Genomic DNA, 17,497 nt, shown 5'->3' with positions numbered 1-17,497 from the left:
TAACAAGGTTGATGACAATGACACAACGAACGCAACTCCGATTGACACGCGTCGGCGCCGTTCTGATGGGGCTGTTGCTCATTCCGCTGATGACTGTGCCGCCGCTGATTGTGGGAGTTGTTCAGGCGGAGGAAACCGAGGATACGGACACCGTAACCGGGACCCTTCAGGTTCAAATGACGGTTCAGACGCCCAGCCCAAAATCGGACGAAGATGTTAATTTGGGAAAGTGGCAAGTTGCGGTCGACTGGAGGGTCCCGATCCGATCCGATGGCGGCCCCGGGAACGTGATCTCACAAGTCGACGGTGCAATCCTGCGAATCGAGTGGCAGGCCGTTCGGTGGCGCAACGGCGGACTTCAGTTTGATGGATTCAACTGGTCGATTGACAATCCCATCGATCGGCGTGACGGCGTTTCTCTAGGAGGCATTGGTGGCCGCGCAATTGCTCCTCAATTGTCGTGGTTCGGAGATGACTTTGAATCTCTGGCGTCGATGCAACTTGATACTGCGGGCGGAAAAGAATCGGATCGCACGTTGGTTTTTCGTGCGAGGAGTCTATCGAGAAATGTACTCCATAAACGACTGAACATTGCGGAGCTTACAGAATCGGAGAGGCAAAAATCAACTTTGCACGATGCTGAGGACGAGGCGAGATTTCAACGGCAAATGAATGAGCTGCAGACGCTGCGAACCAATCGAAAACCAACGGTTGACGAAGTGGACGGTATCGTTGAACGTTTGCTCGCATCGTATCCTCAGCGTGCGGGCGAAATACATGCTCAGGCGGCACATGTGCTGGGGCAAAGCGGCATAAAAATGTTCGCTGAGGATGTGTGCCACCACGCTTCAACGTCTTTGGCGACAGTGAGAGATCCCGTTCGACGCGCCCGGATGTTTATGTACCTCAGCAACGCGAAAGAGGTCCAGGGCCGGTTGGACGATGCGAACTATTGGGCTTTACGGGGTCTATTGGAACTCCAGCCGATGCAACTGCCTCAAGTCGCCCCGGAACTCCCGGGGCTGGGTGCCTATCGCGAACTGCTGGCTCCTAACGCGGATGCGGCGGATTCTCAATTGAGGAATGATCTTTTCCAGCGACTTGCGGAATCCGAACAGCAAGTCCGAGAGACTGCCAGGCGAACTCAACAGTTGGTGCAATTCCGAGATATCTACATTCAGATTCTGCGGAGGCTCAACAAGACTCCTGACGAGCAGGAGCGTTTACAGGAAACCCTGCGTCGGCGAATTGGTCTCAGCCTTCCTCTGAGTCAACTTTTGCAAGCAACATTCGAGACTGAAGTTACTGAGGTGCGAATCGATGACTTGCAGCCAGCTGTTACACCGGAACGAAACTCGCCTGCAGAATCGGGCTCGCGATTTCAAGCGGCCTACGATAGCGATCCATCTTTCGGCCGTGCGTCCATCAAATACACAGACCAGCGGGGAACGATCGCCAATTGGAATCTCGCACTACAGCAAGACGATCTGACGCGCGAGCAACAGGTCTTCGCCTGGTGGCGCATCGGGTCGCTGGCGTCATACAACTTTAACGCTGGCCATGGTGAAACGGCAGACAACGATCTGGCTGCCAAAGCGTTTCGAAAGGTCCTTTCCATTGGCCATGATCTGATATGCAGGGAAACGCTCAACGCCGCCACTGTGTATGCAACACTCGGCGGAGGCACGCGAGAAGATCAAGCCAGTCGCATGGAGTTTGCCAAACAGTGGCTGGCGACGCGAACCGACGCGATGGTTGTGCAAAGCGCATGGCTGGTCAATCACAACGGATATGCCATTGATAGACGCTTGATGCCCGGCGGCATGAACATGCAGACGGAAGCTGAAAAGGCGGAGTACCTCACCAAAGAACTCGCCAATGCTCGCGAGAGTGTGGCCGCCCGCGCAGCGATGGCAGTCGCGGAAGAAGACCGCCCAATGTTGCGCGATGCAGCTCTCAAAAGACTCGCAGATCGCCTCGTGGCTGCTGCTGGTTCACCGACATGGAAGCTTCATCATGTCGACAAACTACCAACGGTGCTGGCAGACGATTCACTCGGCTACCGGATCACGCTTCGCCGAACGTGGGAGGAATACTCGAGTCTGCCGCAACAAAAAGAAACGCCACCGGATGAGCTTGGACCGTTTGAACTCAAACATGAGGACTGGGAATTCGTGCTATTCCCCCGTGAGCGGCAAGACGCTAGCCGCCGGTCCGATGCGTCAACACCCGCAGCTAGCGGCTCGCGGCTTACGCAGTCGTCGCCGGCGGTTCTAGGATCAAAAATCCTCCGGAAAACCGCTTCCAGCCCTTATCACACTCAAGCCGTTTGCATAGGCGAGGACCATGGTTTCGTCTGGTACTCGCTCGGAACGCTTTTCGGCCAGGAGACGATCCGCGAGAAACTCAAACTCACCGGAGGCGACGATCGAATTGACTTGTTGATCGTTGGAACGCAGATTGAAGACGAGGGCAACATCACTGCCAACTCATGCGCACGACTGATGGAACGGTTTGGAGATGAAGCACTCGGACGAATTGAAACAGCGATCGAGCAAACGCAGGAGCCCACCGCACTTCGTAGGCTGATCGGATCACTCGCTTCCATTCGTACCGATGCTGCCACCACGCTGCTGATGCGGCTGCACGAGTCGGACAACAAAGACACAAACGCAGCAGCCGACTATGCCCTGGTTCATCGACCGTTGCGTCCGGCGGCAAAGTCCGCGTACTTGGATATGCTCATGCAGCATCGGCATGTCGATGTCGCTTGTGAAGGCGTCATTCACTTCAGGTGGAAGGAAGCATTGCCGATTCTCGTGCATATGACCTCGCATCCCGAAAGCTTGCGAGAGTTGTCATGGACGATTCCCGCACGCCGTGAATTAGAAGGCAAACCGATCGAATACAAGCTCATCGGAGCAAAACGAACGATCATTGCCGCCCGGACCGATCCCAATGATGTCCGAGACGCATGGCAAACACTCTCTGACTCCGAGGACTTCGAGGCGGTTGTCCTGATCGGCATCGAACTGGCAACCTACACCGCCAAAGGTCCCCAAAAGCGAATCAATGACTTCGGACTTCGGGTGCTGCTAACCCGACCTCGCGATGAGCTAACCGCGTATCTGAAAGGCATTGGCAAGGTCATGCCTGCAGAGAACGCCAAACAAGTGCAGCAGTTGCTTCGACAGTTGCAGCAATCGGAGCAACTTCAGCGTTTACAGTCTCACGGCATCCTCGTGACTCCCGGCGGGATCGGTGGTGCGACTCACCGGTATGTCGTCCCCAGCGATTTTCTGGGCGGGTATGCGATTGACGATTTGTTGCAGTACTGCGTGAGCTTTAGCCCCAAGTCAGAAATCGTCTTCTTAGGACCGGTGATTACGGATGATCAGTTCCGTCAGTTTCACTTGTTGCTGCCCGAATCGCACGTTCGTCGCATGGCGGCCGTTTGGTTGAACATCGTCGCCACCGTCTCCGACGATGAACGCGAACGCAAAATCCTGCGAGTTTCTGACCTCGGTTCACCGGCGCGAGAGATCGGATTGCAGGTCGATGACGTGATCGTGGGCATTGGTCCGTTCCGTTGGCCCAAGTCCGATTCTCGCGACGCCTACAACGCGGCGATGCTTACGCAGCGTCCTGGACATGAATCAAAGATTGTCGTGGACCGCGATGGAAAGCTCCTCACCTTTCCCGTCAAGTGGGAAGAGTCCATGGCACATCGCTTGTTGTGTAGCGATGGCATGCCCACGACGCAACGCGGTGCAAGTCAATCTGCAAACCCCGACGTTGATGAAGCTTCGACGACCAACAACATTCAGGGACTCACAGGAAAGTGGCAGGCGACAGAGGAATCACGCCATTTGCTTGATTCAAAATTGGTCGAAGCAAACCAGACGGGTTTTGTCATCGCGATCGACAAGCAATTCGGCGAGTCTTATCGAAAAACGTCGGACACATACGAGAATCAGTACCGGGAATTCCTAGAACAAAAAGGACATTCTGCCGTTGTGTCGGGAATAATCCGGTTTGATTACGGGGGCGAATCGGAACTGATGATCTCCAGGAAAGACGGCCATCTCTATCTCTGGTACGGAGTCGTCGCCGGCGGTAATCCACGCATCTTCCTGCGCGGCGGAGCCGACACGACTTCCGTTGATTCCCTCGCAATCGAGTGGACTTCATCGTGTAGTGACAGCCCCTTGGATTTGGACACAGACTACGCGATGGTCGTCTATCAGCGACCTCGCCCGACGCCCCCCAACCAAACAGAAAAACCGAGGAAACTGAAATGAAAAGTATCAGTGCTGCCATCATCGTCGTTGTAGCCGCTGCTTTGTTGTTCGGAAGTGCTTTCATTGCTCACGACGACACGGCTCTGTTTATTCAAGTCGTCGGCTGTATTGTCGGCATAGCCGGGATTGCCGGCTGGTTCGTTTCATTGCAAACGACAAAGCTTGTTGACGATTCCAAGTGACGTCCTCACGCTTCAGCGCGATCGCCGTCCTGCCACTCGGGTAACCAACAGAAAAGGAACCACCATGAATGTCCTGCTTAGAATTGCACTTTCAATGTTTGTATGTTCCGTCGCAATTGCGGAGGATGCTCCGAAACACACGCAGGCCTTGCAAGGCACGTGGGTGCTTTCGCATGGAGTCTTCAGTGGGAAATCTCTAAAGCAACAATTGCTTAAGGAGGGCGTTGGCAATCTTGAGGTCAACTTCTCCGATGACGTCATGACCATGTCTGGTGGTGGCAGCCCCGATCACACCTATCAGTTTACGCTCGATCCGGCTACGGATCCGAAATCGATGCAACTTGTCACGATTGAGACTCGCGGCAAAGCACCGAAGGGGTCGAAGCTTCGTTGCATCTATAAGATCGATGGCAAGGAGTTGACTCTCTGCATGCCAGCCGACTCCTCTGTTGATCCTCCGAAGGATTTTAGCGCCCCTGAAGGATCTCGTCTGACATTCCTTGTCTTGGCTCGCGATGCCGCAGGCACGGCTGTTGCTGCGAAACCGATCGCGGAGGAAGATGCCAAGGCACTGCAATTTGCCAATCAGGCCCTTGCCGCACTTGATGCTGAAAGGTTGAGTATGGAAGCAGGCGCGAAAGCGGGACTCGTCTCAAAGACGCGAATCGACGAGCTTCGTTCCGAATTGTTCGATGCCCGGCTTATTCTGCTTCGGCTTCAGGGAGATGAAGCGGGAATCACCATGCTCCTGCAAGATGAAATCAAGCTTGAAAAGGCGCGATTCGAACGATTGAAAGCCCTGGCTTCCCAAGGCTACGTCGGCGCCGGAAAGCTGCGCGAGGGTGAGTTGCGGTTGCTCAGCGTGCAACAGCAGCATGCACTTCACGAAAGGAATCAGACGAAAGCTGACGAAGTATTGCGTCGAGCCCTCGAGATCGAACAACAACACCTGCAACGACTGGAATCACTATCTTCGCAAGGAGTCGCAAATCGATCCGTGATTGCTCAGCACAAGCTTCGCATCGCTCGTCTGCTCGCGGATCGGCAGATTGAAACAGCCGAATGCCAGTGAACGTCGCCGACAGGCTGCCCCCGCAATCAATGGATACTGACGTGGGAAGTTTTCTTGAATTTTCGTGTAAGGATCTCCAAATCGAGTGTTTAACTGCTGTCGGGTAAAATTTTGCTTTCCCACAGCAGTTGATGGCTCCGTATGACACAGTTCCCCGAAACACGCGAAAGCCTGATGATTCAGGTCAAAGACCCGGACAACCGGGTGGCGTGGGAGCAGTTTGTCGCGATCTATCGGCCAGTGATCGTTCGGACAGCAGCGAAGCGGGGCATGCAAGCCGCCGATGCCCAGGATCTAGCTCAGCAAGTCTTGTTGGCGGTGGCTTCGGCAATTGGTGACTGGGAAAAGCGAGACGAGTCGACGCGATTTCGTCATTGGCTGGCCCGAGTCACACGCAATGCCATCGTCAATGCGCTCACTCGTGGAGCGAAAGACCGGGCGGCAGGTGGCTCATCGGTCCAGGAACTATTGGCGCAGCACCGGCAGCCCGATCCCGAAACTGTCTCTTTGATCGACTGGGAATATCGGCGCGAACTCTACCTGCAAGCGGCCAGGATCGTTCAGCAAGATGTCCAGCCCGACACTTGGCGGGCGTTTGAGCTGACGGTCATCGACGGGATGAGCAACCGGAATGCTGCGGAGCAACTCGGCAAATCCCTTGGAACTATCTACACGGCTCGTTGCCGCATCATGCAGCGACTGCGTGACGTGATTGCCGAACTGGAGGTATCAGAAGTATGAATCAGCAAATTTGTGATCCGAATCGACTCTCGTCGTTTGTGCGTGGAGAACTGAGCGACCAGGCTGAGCGGGAACTCGCTTCGCATCTGGACGAATGCGAATCGTGCGGTCAAGCACTTGAGCAGCAAGTTGCCGAGGCCTCCGCATGGCGCGAAGCCAGCGTCTTTCTCGGTGAATCAGTCGCACAGGCACACGAAGCCGAGTTTTCAGACACTCAATCGCGTGACGCGCAGATCGAGCTGGTCTTGTCGCAGCTTTCGCCCACTGACGATCCCGATTCACTGGGGCGCATTGCAGGCTATGAAGTCACCGGCGTGGTTGGCAGCGGTGGGATGGGCGTCGTGCTGAAGGCTCACGATCAATCGCTCGATCGCGTGGTGGCGGTCAAGGTGATGGCTCCGCATCTGGCGGCCAGCGGATCGGCTCGCCAGCGTTTTGCAAGGGAAGCGAAAGCGGCCGCTGCCGTGCTGCATCCCAACGTGATCGCGATTCATGGGGTCTCCAACGAACAGGCGTTGCCTTATCTGGTGATGCCGTACGTGGGTGGCGAATCACTTCAAAAACGCATCGACGTTCAGGGACCATTGCCACTGGTCGATATTCTGCGGATCGGTGCTCAAGTTGCCGCCGGCTTAGCCGCTGCTCACGAACAGGGCCTTGTCCACCGTGACATCAAGCCCGGCAACATTCTGATGGAACAAGGCGTCGAACGCGTCACCATCACCGACTTTGGTCTGGCCCGCGCAGTAGATGATGCGTCAATGACTCGCAGCGGCGTGATCGCCGGGACGCCGCAATACATGTCGCCCGAGCAGGCGCGTGGTGAACCGATTGATCATCGCAGCGACCTGTTTTCGCTTGGCAGTCTGCTGTACGCGATGTGTACCGGCCACTCGCCATTTCGAGCGGAAACCAGTTTCGGAGTCATGCATCGCATCATGCAGGATTCACCGAGACCAATCACAGAAATCAACCCGGAGATACCGGTTTGGCTGGAAGGTGTCGTGAATAAGTTACTATCCAAGGGCCCTGGCGGTCGGTTTCAATCGGCGGAACAAGTTGCCGAACTGTTGGAAGCCTGCCTTTCACACACCCGGAATCCCTCCACCGCACCTCTTCCCGACGCCGTCGTCCAATTAGCATCAAAGCCGCCCAGGCACCGCAGGTGGACGAAGTCCATTGCCGCAGGTGTGCTGCTACCGCTGCTTCTGCTGGCCGGTGTATTGATTGTACTGCGATGGAACACCGGCACGCTGCGTATTGAAAGCGAGGCCGACGACGTTCCGATTCGCGTTGTCCAGGGCAAAGACGTTGTCGAAGAACTAACCGTCTCGAAATCTGGCAAGACCGTTCGCATCGCGGCCGGGAATTACAAAATCGAGATCGGCGGCCAGATCGACGGGCTGGCGCTCGACGACGACTCGGTTACGTTGCAGCGAGGTGGAAACGATGTTGTCCGAATCGTAAACGTTGCTCCGGTAGCAAGTGCCCTGGGCGATTGGCCCTACGGACGCCTGCGAAAGAATCTTCAAGAGATCAAACCGCCCGGAGGCGCGCCTGTCACTGCACCCGGGTATCCAATTAGCGTTGCCATGGGCGCCGAACTAACAAGACGTTTGGAGGCAGTACCTGATGGGGAACTGGACAAGTGGATTGCCGAGTTAGAGCGGGTCACGGGTGACAAACTGAACGGCGAGATGGCACGCCAGGCATGCCGGACATACATCGTCAATCGTATGAGTGTCCTGTTCGAAGATGGTGATTGGAACACGAATACTGCGAGCCGATTGTTCAAACAACTGCAGTCATTGAACCCATCGGAGGTTGAGGCGTGGAAGAACGCGTTTGAATCCTTGATGAAGGAAACAATCGGGCAGAATGATCGAGAAGTGTTTGACGGTGGCCCCAGCTATGCGGTGCCACTGGTTTTGATTTCCGTTGACGCGTTGTTTGATGATGAAATTGAAGAGCTGTCAAGCGGAACCACCGATCTGTCGCTTGCGTCAGGCATGACCGAATCCTCCATCGCGCAGGATCTGGCCATCAAGTATCAAAAGCGACTCAGCCAACTTGCGAAACAAGACATTGCATCGTGGCGAAGCAAAGTCGATCGCTTCGGCGGAACCAAGCTCGACGCCGCCATGAACATCATCCTGCTGGATGACTACTTCGTCGATGAGAAATTCCAAGACGGTGATTTTGCCGAGACGCTCGGCGGGACGAATCCAAAGGATTCGGCTGGGCAGGTTACTGATTCCGCCGGAGGTACCGTTGCCCCTTCTGCGAACCAATTCTCCGTTTCCCCGCGCGGAGAAACCGTCAACAACCTGACTCACATCATCAATGCACTGCATCACTATCACGAAGTGCACGGGCATCTTCCTCCGGGAACGATCAGCGGCAAAGACGGCAGGGGTGGGCCGCCGCATAGCTGGCGAGTCGAACTGTTGCCGCTGTTGGGACATCAGGAGCTTTATGACCAGTATCATTTCGATGAACCCTGGAATAGCGAGCATAACAAGGGACTATTCGCGAAGATCCCCGACGTTTATCGCTCGCCGCTGGACAAAGCTGATTCGACCAACACGTCCTACTTTGGAGTCGTTTCAGACGACATCTCCAAACGGGCGGCACAGCTTCAAGAAATGCGGGACCAGCGGGACGGCGGTCCGAATGACTTGGATGAGAGCGCATACATTGGTGATGATGATCCTGCCACATTGCAAGCTCACTTCGAACAATACACGCCCGAAGCCACCGTATTCTGGAAACAGCGTGGGGCGTCCTTCAGGGACATGCTCGACGGAACGTCCAACTGCATCGCGGTGATTGAAGCGAAACGAGACATCCCATGGACCAAGCCAGAAGACATCGAATACTCGGCTGATCAACCGCTACCCAAGTTCGGCGGCTGGTTCGAGCAAGGCGTGCACGCAGCATTCGCTGATGGCACTGTCAAGTTTTTGGCGAACTACAACGATGAGCAAACTATTCGCAACCTGCTGACGATCTCCGATGGCCAGCCCGTCGAGCCGCTGTTGGTCCGGCGATTGCGGATTCATGGAGCGGTCGCAGTTTCGGAAGACGAGCCAGAAGTGGCCGCTGGTCCAAGAATTTACCGCGTTCCCGATGGACCACTGCTGAGAATTCTGTCCGACCAACAATCCATCATCACCGAAGCCGACATTGCCGAAGTCGCTGCCACGATTGATCCGAATAGTCCGTCCGTCGGAGACATCGTCGCCATGACGTTGACTGAAGAGGCCGGTAAGCGGTTTCTGGAAGCAACATCGCGGCTGAGTGAGCAGAATGTAAACGGCTACATGTTAATCACGCTCGACCGCAAGGTTTTGATCGCTCCGAGAGTGCTCTCGCCGATCGCAAATAAACTGACGATCACCGGCGACATCGACGCGAAGGCCCTCGCTGAAGAGATTCAAGCGGCGATGAAGGATTTGGAGCTTGGAAAAACGTCTCCTCCAGTGATGGTTGAGGAAGCTCTAGCACCTGCCAAAGAGGTGTCCCAACCCAACGAGACGAGCCGGCGCATCGACGCCCGCTCGGTTGTCGAGACTTACATTGCGGCAGCACTTGCAGGAGATGTCGCGAAAGCTGCGGCCATGGCGACGGGCTCGCCCGCTGATCCGAAGCAGATAAAGGAAATCCCCGAGTTTCTGAACGTTCAACGTTTGAACATTTCGACCGTGTACGTCAGTGATCCAGCGAATCCGACCGAGGCGCTGGCCATGTCTGAAGCCGTCCACCTCGACGAAGAACACAAGCAGCCTAACGGCGATCAAGATGGCTTCCTGGTCTTGACGCTCAAGTTGGTCGAGGACGCATGGCTTGTCACAGATATTGATTTCGAAACAGAATCGGGGACCGAACAGGAACAAAAGCGTTTTCTTGAAGCCAACCCGAATTCGATCGGCCTGCCGCCCGCCTATGAACAAGGCACGTCGATCCCCGATACGCCCACGATTGAGGAAGCCACCAGGCAATTCAATCTGCAATCGGCAGCCGATCGCAGAAATCTATTTGATCCGCCGATTGGTGAATTGTCGGTTCAGCAAATGCGCGATGCGTTTGCGAAAACCGCCAGCGAGTATCGAGAAATCGGTGAACACACTATCGCCGATTCTCTGCAAAACATCGCTGAGACGGGAAAACTACCCTCCGATGCTATATCGCCCGTCTATGCTTCCGGCCCGTATGGGAAGGACGAAGATGGAAAGCTGACTCAAAAGCAAATCGCGCCCATGCTGGTATTACCAGATGGCCGTGGCGGCGCTCGACTCGTTCCCCTGCGGTCTGCAGAATTGATCTACAACAAGCACGGTCGTTCGTCGAAACGCTACGGTGACTTGTTTGAAGAGTCTCAGCAAGAGAAGGCTAGCGGTCAGCTATCCGACCGCGTCATGCAGTCGTCAGTTCAGGCGGTGCCACAGGAAGAAGGCGAGTTCGTCACGGTTCCACTGAAGGTGGAGTGGCATTCCGCGACAGCGATGGAGCAGATTCTCGGCCAGCGTCATCTGACGATCCTGGCTGACGGAGTGATGAAGGATGACGATCATTCCAACGCGGTCAATCGAGTGCTGCGAAGCGTTCTCCATGATTGCCGGCTGGATTCCTACAAGTTGGTGGCAGGTGACGGATCCGACTACTGGGACGCTCGACTGTTTGTGCCGCGCAAACCTGAGTACGCGATTGGGGCTTTGTGGTACAGCGACCCCATCCGCACGCTTCGTATCGGAGATCGCCACACTCCGGTTCCCGCAGATACACTGACGCAGAATGAGCCACAGGCGAAGCTCGATGCGGAGCTTGAAAACGGCTTTCAATTGCGACTGGACAACTCGACGAAGGGAGAGCCTCGGTTGTCCCCTGCTGGCGTCTCAGAGGGTACCCCGTCTGCAAAATTCGAATCACGGATTACCGGGCAGTACGGTTTCCTTACGGCAAGGCAAGCGGCATCAGTTAACGATGCTGTGGCCGCATTCAATTGCATGGCGGGTGCAAACGAGATCGGCAAGAAGCAACAGGAACTCACGTCCGAGGAAGTCATCGCCTCGATACGAAACTGGATCGATCAAAACAAAAGCAATTCCGCCACACGCAAGGAACTCCAGGAGATCATCGAAACCAACACTCTTCGACCAGGGCACCAACTGTCCTTTACCTCCCGGTATATTAGCCAAGGCCATGTGTTCGATGTCTGGGAAATTCGATTCGGCGACGAGGCCTCGGTTCCATGGCTGAAGATCCGCGACATCCTCCTTGCGTCACGCCCGAAAACTCCGCAGGAAGAAGAGTTGTGGAAACAGATCAGGGCGGAGATGGCGAAAAGCTTTGACCACGTGAGGCTTGGCGGACTCGGCGCCTCACACGAGCGTTTACCACGAGAACAGAGCAGGCTTGAGCAGCTACTGGAGCAGGCCTATCAGCCATCGGCGGACGTCTCGGACGCGCGCTCACCGACCGACGAGGCAACTCTTCACAAATTTCGACCCTACCGCGCGACTCGACGAGCCCAAGTGGAAGAGCGTATTCACGAAACGCTTCGGCAGCCGACATTGAAATCGTTCAAGAAATTGCGGCTGGACGACGTCCTCAAGCAGCTTGCGAACTTCCATGGTATCAAGCTGAACTTCGACCCATTGTGGCTTGAGGACGCAACGCCAGACCGCGAGCAGCCAGTCTCGGCAGACCTGGGCGGCCTTTCGCTGGGAGCGGCACTCGACTTCATTCTCGAACCGCTGGGAATGTCGTACATCGTCCGTGAAGACGAAGTGCGAATCACTTCACTCGAAAGAGCAGCCAGCTACCAATACGAACGGGTCCACGAACTACCTCCGCCGCTGAAAGGTAAGGAGTCTGAGATCATCCAAGCTCTGACGACCAAGATTTCGCCAGACAAATGGTGGCTCGCCGGAGGCGATTATGTTGCCTCGGCAAACGACGGGTGGTTGACCATCAGCGCAAATCGGGAGGTTCACGAGGCAGCCGCCGCTTTGTTGGAGGAATGGCAGACGCCGAAGCAACAACAATCATCGCCGGAGTTAGGCGTCCCATCAAGCCAAGACGAATAGCGGGGAACTGCAAAAGATTTATTGAGGTCCGTGACAACTGAATCTTCGGGTTGAGGCCGTAGCGAAAGTCGTCAAGACTTTCGGTGATTTACTGCCGAAACTCTTGGCGAGTTTTGCTACCCTAAAATTCAGCCGTGACAGACCTACTAACAGCAGCCGACTTGATTTCGCAAACCAATTCTCAATCCAAATCTGGCGTATCCATGATGTGCAAATCAAGAGTTTCAATTGTCGTCCTCGCCTTTTTGGCGTTGAGTTCCACCGCTTTCGCGCTCTATTCGGTTTCCGATACAGGAAATTGGCCGAAAGAGTGGCCGAGTGAACTGGAACCACTGCGCAAGCAATCACGTACTTTGGTCGGCCCGACGTTGGAGGCACAGCATTTCGCAATGAGCTTCAAGACTCGAGAAGAGTTTGAGGCCGCCTGGCCGTTCATCCTGAAAGTCAAGAGCGAAGGGGCCCCCATCTTTCTGATGAAAGCGCCCAACTTCTTTCTCGGCAAAGACCATGCGGGCGTTGTCGTTCATTGTCCTCCCAAAGGACAGTGGGACAACCCAAAGACGCCCGAAGCGCCCATCGAAGGTTACCCCGCTGAATCCCGATCGCGCTGGCAATGGACCAACTACATCGAATTGGTCGTTGACGGACAAATCATTGACCTGAATCGCATTCGGCTGCCAGCCAATACGCCCATCATCGACGAGCGTTTCAAGGCGGACAAGACAAATGAAGACGCGAAGTCACCGTAGCCCGCAAACATCAGGTGCCTGCGGACACCATCACTTAATTTCCCGGAGAGAATGTCATGCCAGTTAGCGTTTCCCGCGTTGTTCTAAAAGGGTTGCTCGCCTTGCTAATGATGACTGCGGTGACCCACGGCGACGAACCACAGACCTCGCCGGGGCAGACGTCAGTGGTCAATATCTGTTGAAATCCATCAGCCCGAATCAATGGACTCAAAACGGAGGCGAATATTCTGCATCGGCAGGCGATGGCCTACTGACCCTCAATGCAAACCGGGAAGTGCATACCGCATCCATGATGACGTTGGAAAGAATGCGGCGGATGCACGAGATCCGATCGTCGATCGAGCCCCGTTTGCGTGGTGACATCACGGCACCGCAAAAGGACCCGTTCGCCAAGTGAGGAAACCAAATGGTGATGAAGTAGCAAGGAAATGGTGAGATTTCGCGCGCCCTTGAAGATCCATCGGAATGATCGTGGATACGGCAGCGTGACGGTCGAATCGGAAGGCTACGGTCGCTGAATAATCACCCTGACCACCGTCTTCAATCCTCACGTTCTTTGGCGGTTCGGGGGCTCTCTTGGCAGCATCGTCATCGCTATCTGCCAACGCCAAAATACTGGCATACGCTGGCTTAACGTTGTTGTTGCCGTCAAAAAGAAGAGGATGTTGCCCCCGCCTCCAGGTTCGTCGATCGTTCAGGCCCCAAAATGTAACGCGTTCGATGACGTCTTCATGCTTCTTGAAGATAGCGAACAGCCTTGCGTAGTCGTCGGCCTGAGCGTTCAAATCGTCAACGGTAGGGGGAGCACTGTTGCGAAACCGTCGTCTTCCGAATTGCCCGCCGGATTCACCACGGATTGTAACGTCGAGTTCCGTGATACTGACTTTCAGTCCAAGCGATGCATAGTCGGTGATCGCCTTTTCGATGTCTTCGAAAGGAACCCGCCCGCTTCGCCAATGCCCTTGGATGCCGACGGCATCGATGGGAGCACCATCGGCAAGCAGTCGTTCAAGCAGCACCATCGAACTTGCATGCTTGGGTCCCGATTCGATGTTGTAGTCGTTGTAGTAGAGCACAGCATCGGGATCTGCCTGTCGAGCAAACTTGAATGCCAAAGTGAGAAACTCGGGGCCGAGCGTTTGCAACCAATTCGAGTTGCGTAGATTTTCCGTCTTCGCGGTTTCAGAATTCCCACCATCATTGATGGCTTCATTGACCACATCCCAGCTCTGCAACTTCCCTTTGTACCGTCCCACAAGCGTTTCAATATGTTGTTGCATTCGCCGCTTGACCGTCTCGGGATCGCGTTCCTCGAAGAACCAATTGGGCGTCTGCGCATGCCAAACCAAGGTGTGGCCGTGGATGGTCATGTCGTTCTTTTCGGCCCACTGCACCAAAGCATCGGTCCGCTCAAAATCCCAACGATCTTCGGCCGGGTGAACTCGCTCGGGCTTCATGCAGTTTTCGGGAGTGATCGCGGCGAAATGCTCTGCCGCTAGTTTCAACTCCTCCTCTGAATAACGCGAAGGAAGGTCACCGGCCATGCCGACCAAGAATGAATCTTTAAACGCGTCTTTGATGAGACAATCTATTTTGACTTCGACCACCGGAGCAGGATCTTCCTTCGGTGGTGGCTTGGGAAGCTCACGCGTGGCAAGCGACTCTTGGCCGCCCCGCTCTCCAAACGACCTCGTTATCGCGAGGTCCTTTCCTTTGCGTTCGCCGCTGTACTCAATACGAAACTCTCGGTCGCCGAACTGGCGGACCTCCGCAAAGCTGAGTGAATCGTTGTCGACCTTCACGTCGACGAACTCGACTTTCCGCACTTCGTCGCGAGTATCTACTTCCGCGTGCGCTGTTGCATCGCCGGCGTCATTAATCGCAATATGGAGGTGGTAAGTCTGCAACCCGAACGGTGAATCGAATTGGCAATGCCACGTGCCTGTCAAACTTTCGGAGCTTTGCTTTGGCGAAGTATTTTCTTGGCCCAGCGTGAACGTGGCGGACAACGCGATGCAGCAAAAGCAAACAATCGATTGAAATGACATACGGCGATATCCGATGTGGGTTTGGAAGTTGCAGTGATCTATTGGCGAGATGGCTTGTTCGGCAACAACGCTCTCTGAAGCCAACAGTGAGAGCGACCATTGACTTCAGCTCTCGCCGTTGCGGAGAGTTCGCCGCTTTCCTTGCCAAAGGTCATTGCATAGCTTTGGACGCCAATTTGAGTATCAAAGTCGACCTTCCAGTTGCCTAACAGGCTGTCCTCAGGCTGAAACAACAGAGGGGCGAATTCCTTCAAGCTGCGTCGCCAAGTCTGCCATTCGTGGGCGGTTTCGGGAGACAGGTAGTAGTGGGCATCGATTCCCATCTCTTTCAATTGCTTCACTGAGTCGGCGGGATTGCCACCGCGACGCGTTCGCCCGCCTCCAACCTCTTTGCTTCCGTAGCTAACGAACACGAGTTCAACTTTGTCTTTGAACCCTTCCGTGTTCTCGACATCTTGTTTTCCAATCGTGGCTCCACTAAAAAGCCCGATGTGCGAAAACTTGTCAAGGTTGCGTAGCGTGATTGATTTCGTTTCCATGCTACCCATCGACAGTCCGGCCATGGCACGATTGGGTTGATCGGTCAAAGTGCGAAAGTTCTGATCGATGTGGGGAACGAGTTCATCAACGAGGACCGTTTCAAAATCCTTGATATCAAAGTTGCGAAGTCCGCCCATGCGAACTTCGTTGGTCATGCCATAGGTCATGACGATGATGAAGGGCTTCGTCTTTCCTTCCGCGATCAAATTGTCCATGATCAGACCCGCGTGGCCTTGGACGCTCCAGCCATATTCGTTTTCTCCCCAGCCGTGCTGCAAGTACAGCACTGGGTAGCGTTCGTCTTGATTGCTGTCGTAGCCCGGTGGTGTGTAAACGAAAGCTCGCCGCTCGGAATCCGTGCTCTCGGAATGGAAGTAGATCTCTCGAACCTGGCCGTGGGGAACGTTTTTCAGCGCGTAGAATTCACGATCGTGGGCAGGAATTTCGATGCCGCTCCCCCAACGCATTGCTCCGAAATAGTATTTGCTGTTGGGATCAGGTACGTGGGCACCCTCGATGATCAATTCATAGTAGTGGAAGCCTTCGTCAAGCGGACGTGAGTAGCCGACCCAAGCCCCATCTTCACCTTTTACGAACTCAGTACTGTCACGAAATGTCGTTGCCACGCTTTTTGCTTCCGGCGCGACGACTCGAAACTTGATTCGGCCTTGGGAATTGACCTGCGGGTAGTCCTTTCCAGCTTGATTGGTAGGTGCCGGCTGGAAATCGTCTTTGATGCCTTCAGGAACATTAGTTCCAGCAGCCGCGTTCTCATCTTTGTTCGCTGAAGGTTGTTCGTTTGAATTGGTCGTCGTGTCTTCCTGCAGCTCTGAGGCCTTCGAGGTCTCCTGAAATACCAATTGAGCAAAATAATACAGATTGTTTCGCCAGTGGGTCGGATCGTGTCCGTGCGAGTCGACGTTCCAGATGTGTGGAATGTCGTTCTCATTCAAATAACGCTGCAGACGTTGACTGATTCGGATCAATCCGTCTTTGTTTCCACATGACAAGTAGAGTAGCTCGAGTTGTTCCTTCGCCTTTTCTGGATCGGGGACCAATTCCTCTGGGGCCTTGGTATTGGGCGCGGACGAGAATCCGCCGACCCAGGCAAACGTGTCCAGGTTGGTCAGTCCAAAATTCAGCGACTGGCCACCGCCCATCGACAAGCCGGCCAGGGCTCGATGTTCTCGATCGGCCTGAACGGAATAACGCGACTCGATGGTGGGAATGACGTCATCGAGCAAGTCTTTCTCAAAAACGGCAAATGCTGGAGCACTCGACATCACATTGCCTTCGGCGCGGTCATTCTTCTGCGCGCGGCCGTTCGGCATCACCACAATCATCGGAACCGCTTTGCCATCCGCGATCAGGTTGTCAAACAACACATCAGGTGTCGCAAAACGCTGCCACTCGGTTTCGTCGCCGCCAATGCCGTGCAACAAATACAAGACAGGCAACTTCTTCTCGCTCGAGTACCCCGGGGGCGTGTAGACGTTCATCTTGCGAGTCGTGCCGACCGTCTTCGACTCATAGTCGATCATCTCCAACTTGCCGTGCGGAATGTCTTCCCGCTTTGCAACGATGCTATCTGCAGGATCGGGATAAGTTTGCTTGTCGTCGGGGCCAAGTTCGATCGGGCCGCCGAATCCGCCTCCGCGACGACCTTGGCGAGGACGTTCCGGGTTTTGCTCCTGTGCTTCGGCAACGGCACTGGCGAACTGCAGCATGCCGAGCAGGACTAGAACAACTAATTTTCTCATGAGAGGGTCTCGATA

The 17,497-nt window shown here is 54.9% G+C and carries 9 protein-coding genes; 7 read left to right on the top strand and 2 right to left on the bottom strand.

The features are described 5' to 3' along the window. Positions 1 to 17 precede the first annotated feature (17 nt). The 7 genes from NZK35_RS18985 to NZK35_RS18955 all read left to right on the top strand — a co-directional run bounded on the left by NZK35_RS18985 (position 18) and on the right by NZK35_RS18955 (position 13,316). A complete protein-coding gene (locus NZK35_RS18985; RefSeq protein WP_259634103.1) occupies positions 18 to 4,301 on the top strand; it encodes a hypothetical protein in 4,284 nt (1,427 codons plus the stop codon). Continuing rightward, entirely contained in the window at positions 4,298 to 4,483 is a 186-nt protein-coding gene (locus NZK35_RS18980; RefSeq protein WP_259634102.1) for a hypothetical protein, read from the top strand. The genes NZK35_RS18985 and NZK35_RS18980 overlap by 4 nt, the downstream gene beginning before the upstream one ends. A gap of 64 nt (positions 4,484 to 4,547) precedes the next feature. Then, on the top strand, positions 4,548 to 5,555 hold the full coding sequence (locus NZK35_RS18975) for a TIGR03067 domain-containing protein (protein WP_259634101.1): 1,008 nt from the start codon (positions 4,548 to 4,550) through the stop codon (positions 5,553 to 5,555). Between the two features lie 141 nt (positions 5,556 to 5,696). After that, positions 5,697 to 6,296 carry an RNA polymerase sigma factor gene (locus NZK35_RS18970; protein ID WP_259634100.1) on the top strand — a complete coding sequence of 200 codons (600 nt, stop codon included), beginning with the start codon at positions 5,697 to 5,699 and terminating at the stop codon, positions 6,294 to 6,296. Further along, positions 6,293 to 12,385, top strand: a complete 6,093-nt coding sequence (locus NZK35_RS18965; RefSeq protein ID WP_259634099.1) for a protein kinase domain-containing protein — start codon at positions 6,293 to 6,295, stop codon at positions 12,383 to 12,385. The genes NZK35_RS18970 and NZK35_RS18965 overlap by 4 nt, the downstream gene beginning before the upstream one ends. A gap of 389 nt (positions 12,386 to 12,774) precedes the next feature. Next, positions 12,775 to 13,134: a hypothetical protein gene (locus tag NZK35_RS18960; RefSeq protein WP_259634098.1), complete on the top strand. Its 360-nt coding sequence runs from the start codon at positions 12,775 to 12,777 to the stop codon at positions 13,132 to 13,134. A 56-nt stretch (positions 13,135 to 13,190) separates the two neighbouring features. After that, entirely contained in the window at positions 13,191 to 13,316 is a 126-nt protein-coding gene (locus NZK35_RS18955; protein ID WP_259634097.1) for a hypothetical protein, read from the top strand. 180 nt (positions 13,317 to 13,496) lie between these two features. Here the strand turns inward: NZK35_RS18955 and NZK35_RS18950 are convergent, their stop codons facing one another. Next, on the bottom strand, positions 13,497 to 15,143 hold the full coding sequence (locus tag NZK35_RS18950; protein ID WP_259634096.1) for an endo-1,4-beta-xylanase: 1,647 nt from the start codon (positions 15,141 to 15,143) through the stop codon (positions 13,497 to 13,499). Between the two features lie 77 nt (positions 15,144 to 15,220). Beyond that, positions 15,221 to 17,482, bottom strand: a complete 2,262-nt coding sequence (locus tag NZK35_RS18945; protein WP_259634095.1) for an alpha/beta hydrolase — start codon at positions 17,480 to 17,482, stop codon at positions 15,221 to 15,223. Positions 17,483 to 17,497 lie beyond the last annotated feature (15 nt).

Origin of the sequence: Stieleria sedimenti (genome assembly GCF_025060895.1) — a bacterium.
Lineage (GTDB): Bacteria > Planctomycetota > Planctomycetia > Pirellulales > Pirellulaceae > Stieleria > Stieleria sedimenti.
This window is presented reverse-complemented; position numbering and strand designations above follow the sequence as displayed.